This window comes from Larkinella arboricola (genome assembly GCF_003259745.1).
GTDB lineage: Bacteria > Bacteroidota > Bacteroidia > Cytophagales > Spirosomataceae > Larkinella > Larkinella arboricola.
Window position 1 is genome coordinate 1,242,640 of the sequence record NZ_QLMC01000001.1, and the last position, 15,792, is coordinate 1,258,431.

The following is a 15,792-nucleotide window of genomic DNA, read 5'->3' on the forward strand; positions in this document are numbered from 1 at the left end:
ACTTCTGTGTAACAAGACTCCTAAACCCCTAACCTCTCATGCAACTCGAAGCGTATCAGATTGCAGATCATAATAATAAGCTCCAGGAAGCGCACCAGCGCAGGCTGTCGTACTGGACCGAGGAGGTCGCCAACGCCGAGGAGGTGATCCAAAAACTGATTGATTTTCAGATTGCGATTCCGAGTTGGGCACTGGGCACGGGTGGTACACGCTTCGGCAGGTTTCCGGGTGGGGGAGAGCCACGTTCGCTGGAAGAAAAAATTTCAGATGTGGGGTTGTTGCACGCCCTGAACCAGTCGAGCGGAGCTATTTCTCTGCACATTCCGTGGGATATTCCGAAAGATGGAGACGCCATTAAAAGCCTGGCTGCCAGCTACGGTTTGCGGTTCGACGCGATGAACTCCAATACCTTCCAGGACCAGCCCGACCAGCCGCTGAGCTACAAATTCGGCTCGTTGCAGCACGTCGACCGGGCGGTTCGGCAACAGGCTATCGAACACAATATTGATGTCATCAAACACGGGGTTGCGCTGGGTTCCAAGTCGTTGACGGTTTGGCTCTCTGACGGTTCCAGTTTCCCCGGTCAGTTGAATTTCCGGAAAGCGTTTGAACGGACACTGGACAGTTTGCAGGAAATCTACGCGGCCCTGCCCGACGACTGGAAAGTATTTGTAGAATACAAAGCCTTCGAACCCAATTTCTACTCCATGACGGTCGGCGACTGGGGTTCGTCGCTGCTGTTCGCCAACAAACTCGGTCCCAAAGCGTATACGCTCGTTGATTTAGGTCACCATCTGCCGAATGCGAACATTGAGCAGATTGTATCGTTGCTGCTGATGGAAGGCAAACTGGGCGGTTTTCACTTCAACGACTCCAAGTACGGCGACGACGACCTGACCGTGGGCAGCATCCGGCCTTACCAGCTTTTCCTGATCTTCAATGAGTTGATCGACGGCATGGACAGCAAAGGGATGAATCACGCAACGGACCTCGGCTGGATGATCGACGCGAGCCATAACGTTAAAGATCCGCTGGAAGACCTTTTGCAATCGGTCGAAGCCATTCAGCTGGCCTACGCCCAGGCGTTGCTGGTGGACCGGCCCGCGCTGGAGGAAGCCCGTGAAGCCAACGATGTGGTACGGGCGCAGGAGATCTTGCAGGAAGCCTTCCGCACTGACGTTCGCCCGCTGGTGGCCGAAGCCCGTTGGCGGACCGGTGGCGCCTTACAGCCGCTGAGCTTATTCCGTCAATTAAACATCCGCCAGCAACTCATCAGCGAACGAGGACTAAAAACCATTGCAACAGGACTTTAAATTCAATTTTGAATGAGCAAATGAGTGAATGAGTGAATAACCGGGCAGCCGGTGCGGGGAATAGCTGCCGCTATAAAAAGCATGATCTTTGATCCTATTCACTCATTCACTCATTCGCTCATTCAGTCATTCGAAACCATGAAAACGCCAGTTATTGCCATTTTTGACATCGGGAAGACGAATAAGAAGCTGTTTCTGTTCAACGAGCGGTATGAGATCGTGTGGGAACGCACCGAACCGTTTGCTGAAATTGTCGACGATGATGGCGATCCGTGCGAAGACCTTTCGCGGCTGACCAACTGGGTGCAGACGCTGTTGGAGGAGGTGATCGAGCTGCCGGAATTTGATATCAAGGCCCTGAATTTTTCAACCTACGGGGCCAGCTTTGTCCATCTGAGCGAAGAAAGCCGTCCGATTGGTCATTTGTACAATTACCTGAAACCGTATCCGGCGGCTATCCGAAAGAAGTTCTACAAAACCTACGGTGACGAAGCGACGCTGGCGATGGAAACCGCATCTCCGGCGTTGGATAGCCTGAATTCGGGTTTGATGCTATACCGGATCAAATACGACAAACCGAAGTTATTCCGCCGGATCTGGTATTCGCTGCATTTGCCGCAGTACATGAGTTTCCTGTTTACGGGGCAGGTGCTGACGGATGTAACCAGCATTGGTTGCCACACGATGCTGTGGGATTATACCAAGAATCAGTACCACGACTGGGTTATTAACGAGAAGCTGGATAAACTCTTCGGGCCGATTTTTACGTCCGACAGCGTACTGAACGCCATCTGGCTCAATCATCCGCTGAAGGTGGGAGTTGGGTTGCACGATAGCTCGGCGGCTCTCATACCGTATCTGGCTTCTTTTCAGGAACCGTTCGTGCTGATCTCAACCGGCACCTGGTCGATTAGCCTGAACCCGTTTAATACCATACCGCTGACAGCCGAGGAATTGCAGTACGACTGCCTGTGCTACATGCATTATAAAGGCCAGCCGGTCAAGGCATCGCGGCTGTTTGCGGGGTACGAGCACGAGCAGCAAACCAAACGGCTGGCCGCGCACTTCAATACCGCCGAAAATTACTACAAGCAAGTCGATTACAACCCGGATTTGATTCAGTACCTGCGGGAATCACGGCCCAACGCTGACAACCGGTTTGAAGAGGTCAAAGCGCCCCCGCTCCAGGAATCACTGTTTAGTCACCGGGATTTGTCGGTTTTCCGCAGTTACGAGGAGGCTTACCATCAACTGATGCTGGATATTGTCGCCCAGCAATTGATTTCGACCAATCTGGTACTGGACAACTCGCCCGTGAAACGCATTTTTGTGGATGGCGGCTTCAGCAAAAATCCGATTTACATGAATTTGCTGGCGGCAGCCTTTCCCCAGACCGAAGTATTCGCGGCTTCGATGGCGCAGGCCACTGCGCTCGGTGCTGCCCTGGCCATTCATCACCACTGGAACTCCAAACCGCTGCCGGGCGATACCATCGAACTCAAGCATTATACCACCGCCGGCCGGTATGCCGTGTGATCTATTGACTGATCTGGCTGCGTAGAGCAGTATCGTTCACTTTCATAAGGTTCTCCAGCAAAAATTACTGCCGATTATATTCATTCCACGGACGAAGGGCTACAGGCCCAGGTCCGTGGAATTTTTCTTTTACCGCTCATCCAATCTATTCACCACTTCCTAAAAAAATGCAAAACTTTTTCCTGAATATTTTGGTTGATATATCAACGGAATATACTTTTGTGTCATGGTAACTGAAGAACTCGGAATAAAAGAAAAGATACTTGCTCAAATGGGGCAGCTCCTGGTATTCAATATTCATCAGGTATCGCACGCGTTTGGCCGCAAAGCCAACCGGAACTTAACGAAGTCAGGTTTTTCATTGCAGTTGGAGCAGTTGCCTATCCTGTTTGTTGTGAATTGTTCGACGGATGGCCTGCTTTCACAACAAGACATTGCCAACGTATTGCATCGGGATAAATCGGGTATTCAGCGCTCTATTCGCACGTTGGAGCGTGATGGGTACCTGCGGATAATGCCTGATAGCACCGATCGTCGTAAAAATCTGATCCAGTTAACGCCGGCAGGTAAGGTGATTATAGAAAAAGTAATTGCAACGGCCAAAGACCTGGATCGCGAAGTGACCAACCAACTATCAGCGGAAGAAGTAGAATCGCTGATACGGATTCTGGGGAAAATCTCGAAATTACTGGAGTGCTAATTTTTTATTTGGGTGGATAGTTGATATATCCACTGTTGATATATCCACAATTTAAGTTTTTCTTATTTAAGTACAAATTATGAAAAGGCTATTTGCTTTTGTTGCCTCTTTACTGCTGACGGCTTCGTTGCCCACCCAGGCACAGACGAGCTGGTCGCTGAAACAATGTATTGACTACGGTCTTCAGCATTTCGGGACCACGAAGATCGCTCAGTATCAGGTTGAAACCGCTAACCAGCAAGCTCGGCAAGCGCTGGGACTTTACTTACCACAAGTATCGGGTTCAGCGAACTTTACGGACAACCTCAAGCTGCAATCATCCATTTTACCGGCAGGGCCGCTGAATCCGGAACCAATCCGGATCACTTTTGGCCAGAAATACCAGAACAACGTTTCGGCCCAGCTTAATCAACCTATTTATGACAAAGGGTTATTGCTTGGGTTAAAGGCCAATAAGCCGAATCAGCAACTGGCTGAACTGAACACCCGGCAAACGCGTGAAGACGTGATTTACAACATTACGAGCAACTATTATCAGGTCTTTATTTCGCAGCAGCAGATCGCGCTTCTGAAAGATAATCTGGAAAGAACGCAGCAGGTTTTGGACATTCTGAAACTGCAACGGGACAATGGTGTTATTCAACCCGTAGATTATACAAATACGGAAGTGAGCTACAATAACACCCGTTCGCAACTGTCGCTGGCCGAAAACGACGTCAATCTGGCCTTAAACCGCCTGAAATACCAAATGGGGTTGCCTCAGGATCAACCGCTGGTGTTATCGGATTCTTTACTGATGAAAGTGGCACCCCGCGTGGAGCAAACCCAGTTCGATGCCAAAAATCTGGTCACCTTTCAACAGGGGGAGACCAATCTGGCCTTGCAACGCATCCAGCTTCAACGCATCAAGGCCGGTTATATGCCTAGTTTAAACTTTACCGCCAATTATGGTACGCTGAATTTCGCGAATCAGTTTGATAACGCCTTTAAGAACTTCCTCGGATACGGCAGCATCGGTCTGCGTTTGAATGTCCCCATCTTCGACGGTTTCCAGCGGGATGCGCAGGTACAGCAACAGAAATTAACCGTACTGACGCAGGAAGAGCAACAGCGTTTGAACACGGCGGCCTATCAGCTTCAGTTCAACAATGCGCAGTCGCAGATTCAACGCGCTCAGACAAACGTTCAGAACGATGACCGAAATGTGAAACTGGCTCAGGAGGTATACAACATCACCACATTGCAATACCGGCAGGGAACCAAACCGCTAACGGACCTGATTAACGCCGATAACTCGTACCGGCAGGCCCAGTCGAACTACATCAATTCGCTCATTAATTTTTATCAGGCCCGGCTCGATCTGGAACAATCGCAGGGCTCTTTGTTAAACTTTTATAATCAACTCTGATAATACACCATAGAATACAACTGAAAAACACCATGAAAAAGTCAACCATCCTCGTTGTAGTGGCCTTTCTGGCCGTTACTGCGCTCATCGGCTTCCGACTGGCTTCGAATAAGAAGACCATCGATGAGAAAAACAAGCAGCCGACGAATACCAATGTGGCCATTCCGGTGACCGTGACGCGGGTTGAAGAAGGGGAAGTTAGCCAGCAACTGGTGAAAACCGGTAATCTGATTCCGTTCAAAGAGGCTAACATTACGGCAACAACGGCTGGTCGGGTTACGCAGGTCAATTTTGATCTGGGCTCGCAGGTTCGTCAGGGTGCGGTTTTGGTTCAGTTGGATAATAAACTGAGAGAACTCTCGCTGGAAGCCACACAGCTAAACATCAATAAACTCAAAAAAGACGTTGATCGCTATAACACGCTGCTGGCCGGGAATGCCACCACCGAAATTCAGGTGAACGAAACCCGCTTCAACTACGAGAATGCCATCAATCAGGCCGAGCAGATCAAAAAGCAGATTCTGGAAGCGAATGTAAAAGCGCCGATCAATGGTCAGATTGTTAAGAAAGACATTGAACCTGGCGAGTACATTTCTCCGGGTACGGTATTGGGTACGGTATTGGACGTAAACCGTCTGAAAGTCAATGTGCTGGTAAACGAAAGTGATGTTTATGCATTGCGCAAAGGCCAGTCGGTCCGGATTACGGCGGATGTTTTCCCCGGCAAAACGTTCAGCGGTCAGATCACCTACATTGCTCCGCAGGGAACCGAAGAACATAACTACCCCGTCGAAATCACGCTGGCCAGCGCCGGTGGTCTGAAAGCCGGTACGTTTGTCAATGTCGATTTCTCGCAGAAATCCAACCAGAAAGCCCTGCAAATTCCGCGTATTGCTCTGGTGGAAAGCATCAAGAACCCGTATGTATACGTAATCGAAGGCAATGTGGCCAAACAACGCCAGATTAAAGTGGGCCGGGAATTCGGCGATAATATTGAAGTGCTGGAAGGCTTGTCGGCTGGCGACCAGGTGGTGGCTACGGGTCAATTGAACCTGAGCGACGGCAAACCCGTACAAATCACAAAATAAGTAAGAAATTATGTCTGTATCCGAAATAGCCGTCAAACGCCCCCTACTGGTCCTCACGGTTTTCACCGTGCTGATTCTGTTCGGCGCCCTGAGCTACAAACAGCTATCATACAACCTGCTGCCAAAATTCGAAGCCAACGTAATCAGCGTAGCGACAACCTACCGGGGTGCTTCGGCCGATGAGGTTGAAACCAACGTAACCAAGCGAATCGAGGACGCACTGTCGTCGCTCGAAGGGCTGGACCGTATGACGTCCACGTCGCAGGAAGGTGCTTCCATTGTGATTGTTCAGTTGAAAAACGGGGTTAGTACCACCCTGGCGCAACAGGACGCCCAGCGGAAAGTAGAACAGGTTCTGAACCTGCTGCCCGACGAAGCCGATCGTCCGATTATCAATAAATTCTCAACTGACGAAATTCCCGTTCTGCGGATGGGGGTTACGGCCAATCTGCCGCCTACGGCACTGTATGACCTGATTGATGACAACATCAAACCGCAGTTGTCGAACGTATCGGGGGTCGGTCAGGTGAACGTCATCGGCGGAAACGAACGCGAAATTCAGGTAAACGTTAATCAGGAAAAACTGCGGGGTTACGGTCTGTCCATTGGGCAGGTGTCGCAGGCGATTGCCGCGGCTAACACGAGCTACCCGGCTGGTCAGTTGGAGACGCGCGAATCACAACTCTCGATTCGCTTTGATGCGTCGGTTGAAACGACAAACCGGCTGCGTAACCTGATCGTTGCCCGCAAGGCCAACGGTAGTCAGGTATTGCTGAAAGATGTGGCCGAAGTGGTGGACGCAACGACGAAACCGACCGCCATTAACCACATCAACGCACAGCCGTCCATCGGTTTGCAGATTCAGAAGCAATCGGACGCCAATGCCGTGTCGGTGAGTCAGTTGACGCAGGAGCGCATCAAGCAGCTTGAAAAGCAGTACAGCAACATCAACCTGAAATTCAACATTGCCGCCGACCAGTCGGTCTACACGCTGGCTTCGGCGGATGCGGTGGTATTTGATATGGGGCTGGCCATTGTGATTGTATCCGTGGTGATGCTGCTGTTCCTGCACAGTTTCCGGTCGGCCATGTTCGTGCTGGTGGCGCTGCCGTCGTCCATGATTCCGACGTTTGCGCTGATGTATCTGATGGGCTTCTCCCTGAACCTGATGACGTTGATGGCCCTTTCGCTGGTGGTGGGTATTCTGGTCGATGACTCGATTGTGGTCCTGGAAAACATCAACCGACACCTCGAAATGGGGAAAGACAAGCGTTCGGCGGCTCTGGACGGTCGGAGTGAGATCGGGTTTACGGCCCTGGCCATTACGCTGGTTGACGTCGTGGTGTTCGTGCCGCTGGCAATGACCGGTGGTCTGATCGGGAACATTCTCCGTGAGTTTGCCCTCGTGGTCGTATTCTCAACCCTGATGAGTTTGCTGGTGTCGTTTACGCTGACGCCGTTGCTGGCTTCGCGGTTCGGTAAAGTTGAAATACTGAGCCGGAACTCGCTCTGGGGCCGTCTGAACCTGGGCTTTGAAAACATTATTACCCGCCTGACCGAAGCCTACGGCCGTATTCTGGTGTGGGTGCTGGGTCATAAACGGTATGTTTTTCTGGGCACGATTGCCCTGCTGGTCGGTTCAATTGCTCTGGTTCCTGCCGGATTTATCGGGGGCGCCTTCATGCCCCAAAGCGATATGGGTGAGACGGCCGTTACCATTGAACTGGCGCCAACGGCTTCGATTTACCAGACGAATGCCGTCGCCCAGCGTGCGGAAGAGATCATTATGAAACACCCGGAAGTAACCAATGTTTTTACCAACGTCGGTTACACGAGTAACGGATTGGCGACCTCCTCGAACAGCAATATTGCGGATATCAACGTCAAACTGGTGGATAAGAAACATCGTACCATTTCGACCGAAGAGTTTGGGCAGTTGCTGAAAAAAGAAGTGGGTCAGATTCCGGGAACGAAAGTAACGGTTAGCCCGGTCGGTATTGTGGGGAATGCGCAGGCACCGATCCAGATTGCGGTCAAAGGAACCAACCTGAAGGATATTCGGGAAGCGGCTGCAACGGTGTTGAATGTTACGAAGTCGGTGCCGGGTACGCAGGACGTGAAGTATTCGGTGAAAGATCCGAAACCGGAAGTGACCGTGAACCTTGATCGCGAAAAGATGGCTCAACTGGGCATCAACGCTTCCGAAGTTGGGATGGCGCTGCAAAACGCCTTCCGGGGTAACGATCAGTCGAAGTTCAAACAGGCCGGTAACGAGTACGACATCCTGATCAGCCTGGATCAATTTAACCGGACCAGCGCGCAGGACATCAGTCGCCTGACGTTTGTGAACAACCAGGGTAAAACGTTTGAACTGTCGCAGTTTGCCCAGGTACAGGAGCAAATCGGAGAAAGCGTTCTGGAACGGATCGACCGTCTTTCGTCCGTAACAGTTAACGCGCAGGTCGTGGGTCGTCCGGTGGGTACGGTGGGTACCGACATTCAGACTAAAATGGCGCAGGTGAAACTGCCGGAAGGCGTTTCCATTCAGTATCTGGGTCAGTTGCAGCAACAGTCGGATGCCTTCGGTAGCTTAGGGCTGGCTTTGGGAATCGCTATTCTGCTGGTGTATTTCATCATGGTGGCCCTGTACGAAAGCGTCGTGTATCCGTTCGTCGTCTTGTTCTCGATTCCGGTCGCGCTGGTCGGCGCCTTGCTGGCCCTGGCCCTGACGATGGAAAGTCTGACGGTATTCTCGATTGTCGGTATGATTATGCTGCTCGGTCTGGTGGCCAAAAACGCCATCCTGATCGTTGACTTTGCCAACCAGTTGAAAGCTGAAGGGCACGATGTGATTCACGCGCTGATTGAAGCGGGTAAAGAACGTCTGCGGCCGATTTTGATGACGACGCTGGCGATGATTCTGGGTATGCTGCCGATTGCTCTGGCCAGTGGTGCCGGTGCGGAGACGAAAAACGGTATGGCCTGGGTTATCATCGGTGGTCTGACATCCTCGATGTTGCTGACCCTGCTGGTGGTGCCGTCGATGTACCTGGTGGTTGACCGGCTAATGGCCCGCTTCAGCGGTAAAAAAGTAAAACCGAAAAAACCGCAGGAACTGGAAGTGGCAAAAGCCATCGACTAATCTAGCCGGTATGTAAATACTGAAACGCCCGAAACCCGTTGTTTAAGCGGGTTTCGGGCGTTTTGTTATAGAAGGCTTATGATCCTGGGACAGCGTCCTTACATTTCTGCTTTTCGCGCTTCGATCAATTAAAAGCCGTTTAATCCTGCCGTACGGTGCTGGAACCCGACAGACGGGACCGCAGTTCGGGGGCTCCCCGATACCGTACGCTGCTGGCACCACTGGCCGTTACATCAAGCCGTTTTACTACCCGGACCCGCGCCGTGCTGGCGCCCGACAGATCCAGTTCTGCTTCGTCAACCGGGTAGTCAAATGCTTCCAGTTTACTCGCTCCCGACAACTCACCCTTCAGAATTCCGCTGGCCCCTTTCAGGTCCAGATCCGATGCCCCCGACAGGTCAATGTTTGTGCGGTTGGCATCTACATCGAATACAGCGCGAGAAGCTCCCGTCAGTTTAATATCAAACTCGCGCAAGCCCTGAAAACCGCTGACTTCCGAACGGGAAGCACCGGAGAAATCGACCCCCCGGAGCGTTGGCATGGTGATCGTAAGGCGCATGTCGTACCGACGGTTCCGGTGATTACGGTATTTGGCGTGCAGCGTACCGTTGCTGGTGTAAATGTCAAGATCGTCGAGATCCCGGCGGTTTCCGCGGGCTTCAACACTGAAATTGCTTCCTTCCTGAACGGTTATATCAAAAGCGCTGCCCATGTCGAGCCGGTCAAAGTTAGAAAGGCCATAGGTACGGTCGTCGTCTTCGTACGGTCCGACGCGCTCAAAGTCGCAGGATGTCAGCAATACCAGTGTGGCGATAAATAATGCGGAGAAAGTGGAGGTGAATTTCATGGCTGTCATAGCAATTTTTAAAGGTATCTGTTGTTTGATGCCGCTATGACCCGCACCGGGAGCCATACCCCTATGCGGTAGTAAAAAAACTTTAAAAAATCTGGATCTGCTAGACGCTCAGAGTGGCACTGGTAAGTGAGTCGGTTTTGACGGACGTGTGGGTTAGTTTACTTAATTATTCCTTTCGGTAACTACTTAAGTAATGGATTTTGCGGGAATCTTAAAATGTCCGTTTACGCTCTGGAATGGCCTTAAAAGCAGCAAAATTATTAAAGAAGAATTAATGTGGAGAGCGGGCGATTAGAATCTGGTTAAAATCTGTGGTTTTAGGGGTAATCCGTTTGGTGTTGACAAATGATTTACTCAATTTGGTAGCATAATTCAACAGCAACACCGTTTAACAATTGTAGCTCCGAAGGGGGCGGAAGATTTAACCAATCTAGTTTTTAAACATTCTCACCCACCGTAACCATGACTTATTTAATCGTTTCCCTTATCGCCCTGCTGACCGTATTCTCCGGTATCCTTATCGATAGCTTAGTGCAGTATCATCTCCGGATAAAAAACAACGTAATCAACGGTCTGACGCACGTTTTTATTGAGATGGAGGCTGATCCTAACCTGCTGGCTACCCTGATTCAACGCGGCACGACATTAAATGACGAACAGCTTTCGCATCACATTAATGGCTGGTTAAAAGCCAATGAGAGACGCTTCTCCCTGGAAGCGATGAGTTATGCCGACTAAAGAAGCTTATTCCATGAGCCAGATGCGGTCGGTTTCGGCGCCCTGCTCGGTCCACTCGACCAGCACCCGCTGGGATTCCAGCGTATTAACACGCTTGCCGATGTAGTCCGCTTTAATCGGCAAATCGCGGTTGTACCGCCGATCGATCAGCACCAGCAGTTCCACGGAACGGGGCCGCCCGAAAGCCGTCATCGCATCCAGCGCAGCCCGAACCATCCGACCCGTTGCAATTACATCATCAACCAGAATCACTTTTTTGTCTTCAATCAGGAAGGGGACATTCGTGTTGTTGGGGCGCAGCGGCAGTTCGCGACGGCGGAAATCATCCCGGTAGAACGTAGCGTCCAGAAAGCCCAGCGGAATATCTTTCTGTAAGGTCTGATTCAGTTCGGCTACGATCCGTTTGGCAAAATAAATACCGCGCGGTTGCATGCCCAAAACGACGGTATCAGCAAAATTCTGATGATTTTCAATCAGTTCCTGGCACAACCGGCTGATGACAATTTCGAAGAGCGGGCTGGCGAGGATAAGACGTTTCTGGTTCATGAACGAAAGATAGTAGTCGGTTTCCAGTTTTCGGTTTTCAGGGGGTGTTTTTTGTTGAATTGTTTCTGCGAACTTTGCGTCCTGTAACGATCGACAGACTCACTAACGTAGTTTTCCATGAAATTTCTCATTACCGGGCTTGGCAACATTGGTCCGGAGTATATGCTAACTCGTCACAACGCCGGTTTTATGGTGCTGGATCGTCTGGCCGCCCAGCACGGTTTGACTTTTTCGCTCAACCGGCTGGCGTATACCGCAGAATGGCGGTATAAAGGGAAAGTGATTCATCTCATTAAGCCAACGACGTACATGAACCTGAGCGGACGGGCCGTTAGCTCGTATCTCAAGCAATTGAACATTCCGGTTGAAAATCTGTTAGTTATTACTGACGATAAAGATTTACCATTCGGTAAGCTGCGTCTGAAACCCAAAGGTTCGCCGGGCGGCCACAACGGACTGCGTAATATTGACGAGGTGTTGGGAACGCAGGAGTACGCCCGGCTTCGGTTCGGCATCGGCAACACGTTTGCGAAAGGTCGTCAGGTTGATTTCGTCTTAGGACGGTTTCCTGAAGAGGAAATGGCGGAACTCCCGCAGCATCTTGACCGGGCGGGTGATGCCTTGATCAGTTTTTGTACTTCTGGGTTACAACATACGATGAATTTTTTCAACCAATAATAGAATAATTTAAAGATTTTTTCAGTTTCTGAAATAAAAATTTCCTTTGGCGGAATTGGGTAATTTGTAGTATATTGTTTTAATATACGGCTTAAATAGCGTACAGAAGCCATTGTAACCATTTACAAATCAATACTATACCTCATTGGTTTGTGGGAAATATTTAAAAATAAAATTTGTACTCTTAAAATTTATTGCGATATTTGCATTGTTCTTCAACGGAAGGGCAATTGAACAAAATCAGGAAATATTAAGTTAACTTAGAGAATTCTGATTTTAGTTTGTTACTTCCACAACAACGCCACGTCTTAAAGGCAATTGCTTCAGAACTATTCTGGCAATCAGGTGACTGGAAGATAAGTTTTCAAAAAGAAAAGGTTAAGGGTTTAGGAATAGTCAGTATAAAGCCTCTCGCAATGATCGGGAGGCTTTATCTTTTTTAGCCCATACTAAAGCATCTGCCACTTTTATTCCAACCTGCACGGAGGTTGGGTTCCGTTGGTAAATCATCGGTCTGATTTAGAAAGAAATGGTGAGCGGATTAAGGAGACACGGTATTTCCTCTCACGGTTTCATATTGGAGGTTTGCGCTCATGGATAGCTTGAGGCTATATTGCAGCCAAACTGATTTTACATGAAATTCCCCTTTTTAACGCTTTTCTTTTTGCTGATTGCCCGAGTTACGTATGCCCACCTGGGAACGCTCACTGGAACGGTAATCGATGGCACGACCGGTCTTCCCCTGCGGTCTGTAACGGTGCAAGTGGTCGGACTGGGAAAGTCCACCCTAACTGATGAACTGGGACGGTACCGTTTTCATGGCCTGGTGGCTTCTCCGTATAAAGTCGAATTCTCGCATGTTGGCTACGCTTCTCTCGTGCAGGAAACCACGGTTTTTGACGACCAGACCACCCATATTCAAGCCCGTTTAACAACAGCGCCGGTAACCCTCAATGCCGTGACGGTATCCGCCCTGAAAGCCCACGATCAGCAGCTGATTAGTAGCCTCGACATTCGGCTGCGGCCCATCACCAACTCGCAGGAAATCCTGCGGATTGTGCCGGGTCTGTTTATTGGCCAGCACGCGGGGGGCGGTAAAGCCGAACAAATCTTTCTGCGCGGCTTCGACATCGACCACGGTACCGACATCCGCCTGACGGTCGATGATATGCCGGTCAACATGGTTTCACACGCCCACGGTCAGGGCTACGCCGATCTGCACTTCGTTATCCCCGAACTGGTGGAAGCCGTTGACTTTAAAAAAGGCTCCTACTCGACCGACAAGGGCAATTTTACGACCGCCGGCTGGGCCAACTTCCGAACCCGCACCACGCTGGACAAAAGTTTTGTTAAACTGGAAGGAGGACAATACGGTACCTTCCGGGCCGTGGCCGGACTGGATTTGCTGGGACAAACCGGCCGGGCTAACAATCAGTCGGCTTACCTGGCCTCGGAGTACTCGTATTCGGATTCGTACTTCGAACATCCGCAAAATTTCAAACGGTTTAATATACAGGGTAAATACCACGGGCACCTATCCCTGAACACCCACCTGACTCTGACGGGATCAACGTTCTGGAGCAAGTGGAATCACTCCGGCCAGATTCCCGACCGGGCTGTGGAATCGGGCCTGATTGGCTGGTTTGGTTCGGTTGATCCGACGGAAGGGGGGCAGACCAGTCGGACGAATATCAATGCGCAACTGGTGACGGTGACGCCCCGCAATCACACCGTCAAAAACCAGTTTTTCTACAGCAATTACAACTTTGAGCTTTACTCCAACTTTACGTTCTTTCTTAACGACAGCCTGAATGGCGATCAGATTCGTCAGAAAGAACACCGAAATTTATTTGGTTACAATGGCAGCTATTCGACCCAGGCGTCTATTGGTCGCAGCCAGTGGACAACGACTCTGGGCGCTCAATACCGTCAGGATATAACGCGGGAAACTGAATTGTCGCATACCAGAAACCGGGTCGAAACGCTGGATCGGATGCAGTACGGCAACATCAACGAGATCAATGCGGCCCTGTACGCCGACGAGCTCGTGCAGCTAACCGACCGGTTTAGCCTGAATGTGGGCTTACGCTACGACATTTTTCGCAGTCAGTACGAGGATTTACTGGCTCTGCCGGTCACGGTTAGACACGCCACCCAGGGAATTTTTTCGCCCAAGCTGAATCTCTACTATACGGCAAATCCGGCTTTGCAATTGTACTTGAATACCGGTAGAGGTTTTCATTCCAACGATGTGCGGGTTGTCATTCCGCAAAATGGTCGGCAAATTCTGCCTCCGGCGTATGGTTCTGATCTGGGTGTTATTTTCAAACCGTTTCCTAAATTGCTCATCAACGCGGCTGCCTGGTATTTATGGCTGCAACAGGAGTTTGTATACGTGGGCGACGAAGGCGTGGTTGAGCCAAGCGGAAAGACACGTCGCTATGGTCTCGATTTGTCGGTGCGCTATCAATTGACCCACCATCTGTATGCCGATCTGGACCTGAATACGACCAGGCCACGCGCCATCGGTGCCGAAGCGGGGCAGGCTTATCTGCCGCTGGCCCCCACTTTGACATCTGTGGGTGGGTTGTCGCTTCAGAACGCAGGGCCGTGGAGTGGTTCGATCCGTTACCGTTACCTGGCAAACCGACCGGCCAACGAAGACAACAGCATCGTTGCCAAAGGGTACTTCGTGAACGATTTGCAAGTCAATTATACCCGGCGCAACTACATGTTGGGACTGTCGGTGCAAAATCTCTTTAACGTACGCTGGAAAGAAACGCAGTTTGCGACCGAAAGCCGGTTGCGGGGTGAAGCTGAACCGGTGGAAGAGATTCATTTTACACCGGGAACCCCGTTTTTTGCCCGACTAAGCCTAACATACGTTTGGTAAACGGATGTGGTTCAGCTTCTTTTCAAGAAGCGGGTAAGAATAGTGGCATGAGCGTCAGCTTTGGGTTCGGTCAACTGACAGGCTGGCCGGCAAACAGCCGGAATTATGGCACTTCCTCACAGCTCTATACGGTGTCACTTGGGTAATTTTCGGGTTTGATTGCCGCCCACACCACCTTACGAAAACTCACCTGATTCGACTGACCGTCAATCAGACTTGAGGGTAGGGGGAAGCTAAACCCATATTGACCCGAACCCGTGCCGGCCTGTTTCAAGTCAGGCCGAGTTAGATCGGCCTGGGCAGTGGCATGAACAGTAGTACCTTCGAGTACTTCAATCGTCAAAGCCGAACTCTAACTTTCCGCTATAACTTGCCGGAAGGTTAGCTGACGTGCGGGTTGGTAAGGTATAAACGCTATATGTATTAGGAATAACCCGTTCAATGGTAGTAATCGACCCGGCGGTTAAAGTACTGGCCCCTTCTAAAAGCGCTATTGAGTCAACCAAAGTTGGTAAAGCTTCCCACTGTAGGGTCGTTGGGTTCCAGCCCACAATGCTTAATAGGGCTAACTGAGCCTGCGTCAGTTCTGTAATGTTACTGGCCTGATTCCATGTCAAAGTCAATTGCGTAGCATTAACACCTTTGCCAAAACTCGATGGCGCTGATCTTTGCGAGAATGCTTTCTTTGCTCGTTGATGCGAACGGAGCTCCGGTGTGACTCGGCTCGGACTGGGTGCTGCAACAGATCGATTCGTTTGTGACCAAACAGGAGCTGGAGCCACCTTTGGACTGCCAGGTGTTTTCCCGGGAGTATGACTGGACGCCGATGGCTTAAGTTTTTGATAGCTACTGGCGCTGAGGCTTGCTAAATAATAGATCGTTTTTGAATTGCCA

The 15,792-nt window shown here is 50.5% G+C and carries 11 protein-coding genes; 9 read left to right on the plus strand and 2 right to left on the minus strand.

Annotated features, from left to right (window positions below; genetic code table 11):
• The first annotated feature begins 38 nt into the window (after positions 1–38).
• From LX87_RS04940 to LX87_RS04965, 6 genes are all read left to right on the plus strand, one after another.
• Positions 39–1,313 carry a sugar isomerase gene (locus LX87_RS04940; protein ID WP_111627032.1) on the plus strand — a complete coding sequence of 425 codons (1,275 nt, stop codon included), beginning with the start codon at positions 39–41 and terminating at the stop codon, positions 1,311–1,313.
• Between the two features lie 138 nt (positions 1,314–1,451).
• The gene (locus LX87_RS04945) at positions 1,452–2,849 is read left to right on the plus strand and encodes an FGGY-family carbohydrate kinase (RefSeq protein WP_111627489.1); all 1,398 of its coding nucleotides are present in this window, start codon (positions 1,452–1,454) and stop codon (positions 2,847–2,849) included.
• A gap of 226 nt (positions 2,850–3,075) precedes the next feature.
• Positions 3,076–3,549 carry a MarR family winged helix-turn-helix transcriptional regulator gene (locus LX87_RS04950; protein WP_111627033.1) on the plus strand — a complete coding sequence of 158 codons (474 nt, stop codon included), beginning with the start codon at positions 3,076–3,078 and terminating at the stop codon, positions 3,547–3,549.
• A 79-nt stretch (positions 3,550–3,628) separates the two neighbouring features.
• Positions 3,629–4,957: a TolC family protein gene (locus tag LX87_RS04955; protein ID WP_111627034.1), complete on the plus strand. Its 1,329-nt coding sequence runs from the start codon at positions 3,629–3,631 to the stop codon at positions 4,955–4,957.
• 32 nt (positions 4,958–4,989) lie between these two features.
• Entirely contained in the window at positions 4,990–6,045 is a 1,056-nt protein-coding gene (locus tag LX87_RS04960; RefSeq protein WP_111627035.1) for an efflux RND transporter periplasmic adaptor subunit, read from the plus strand.
• A gap of 10 nt (positions 6,046–6,055) precedes the next feature.
• Entirely contained in the window at positions 6,056–9,187 is a 3,132-nt protein-coding gene (locus LX87_RS04965; protein WP_111627036.1) for an efflux RND transporter permease subunit, read from the plus strand.
• A 139-nt stretch (positions 9,188–9,326) separates the two neighbouring features.
• On the opposite strand, the gene LX87_RS04970 is transcribed toward LX87_RS04965, so the two are convergent.
• A complete protein-coding gene (locus LX87_RS04970; RefSeq protein WP_111627490.1) occupies positions 9,327–10,034 on the minus strand; it encodes a head GIN domain-containing protein in 708 nt (235 codons plus the stop codon).
• Positions 10,035–10,505: 471 nt separating this feature from the next.
• Between LX87_RS04970 and LX87_RS04975 the strand changes: the two genes are divergently transcribed.
• A complete protein-coding gene (locus LX87_RS04975) occupies positions 10,506–10,781 on the plus strand; it encodes a hypothetical protein (RefSeq protein ID WP_111627037.1) in 276 nt (91 codons plus the stop codon).
• A gap of 6 nt (positions 10,782–10,787) precedes the next feature.
• Here the strand turns inward: LX87_RS04975 and pyrR are convergent, their stop codons facing one another.
• Positions 10,788–11,327 carry a bifunctional pyr operon transcriptional regulator/uracil phosphoribosyltransferase PyrR gene (pyrR, locus tag LX87_RS04980; RefSeq protein ID WP_111627038.1) on the minus strand — a complete coding sequence of 180 codons (540 nt, stop codon included), beginning with the start codon at positions 11,325–11,327 and terminating at the stop codon, positions 10,788–10,790.
• Between the two features lie 117 nt (positions 11,328–11,444).
• On the opposite strand from pyrR, the gene pth reads away from it, so the two are divergent.
• Both pth and LX87_RS04990 read left to right on the plus strand, forming a co-directional pair.
• On the plus strand, positions 11,445–12,005 hold the full coding sequence (gene pth, locus LX87_RS04985) for an aminoacyl-tRNA hydrolase (RefSeq protein ID WP_111627039.1): 561 nt from the start codon (positions 11,445–11,447) through the stop codon (positions 12,003–12,005).
• 634 nt (positions 12,006–12,639) lie between these two features.
• The gene (locus LX87_RS04990; RefSeq protein ID WP_111627040.1) at positions 12,640–14,898 is read left to right on the plus strand and encodes a TonB-dependent receptor; all 2,259 of its coding nucleotides are present in this window, start codon (positions 12,640–12,642) and stop codon (positions 14,896–14,898) included.
• Positions 14,899–15,792 lie beyond the last annotated feature (894 nt).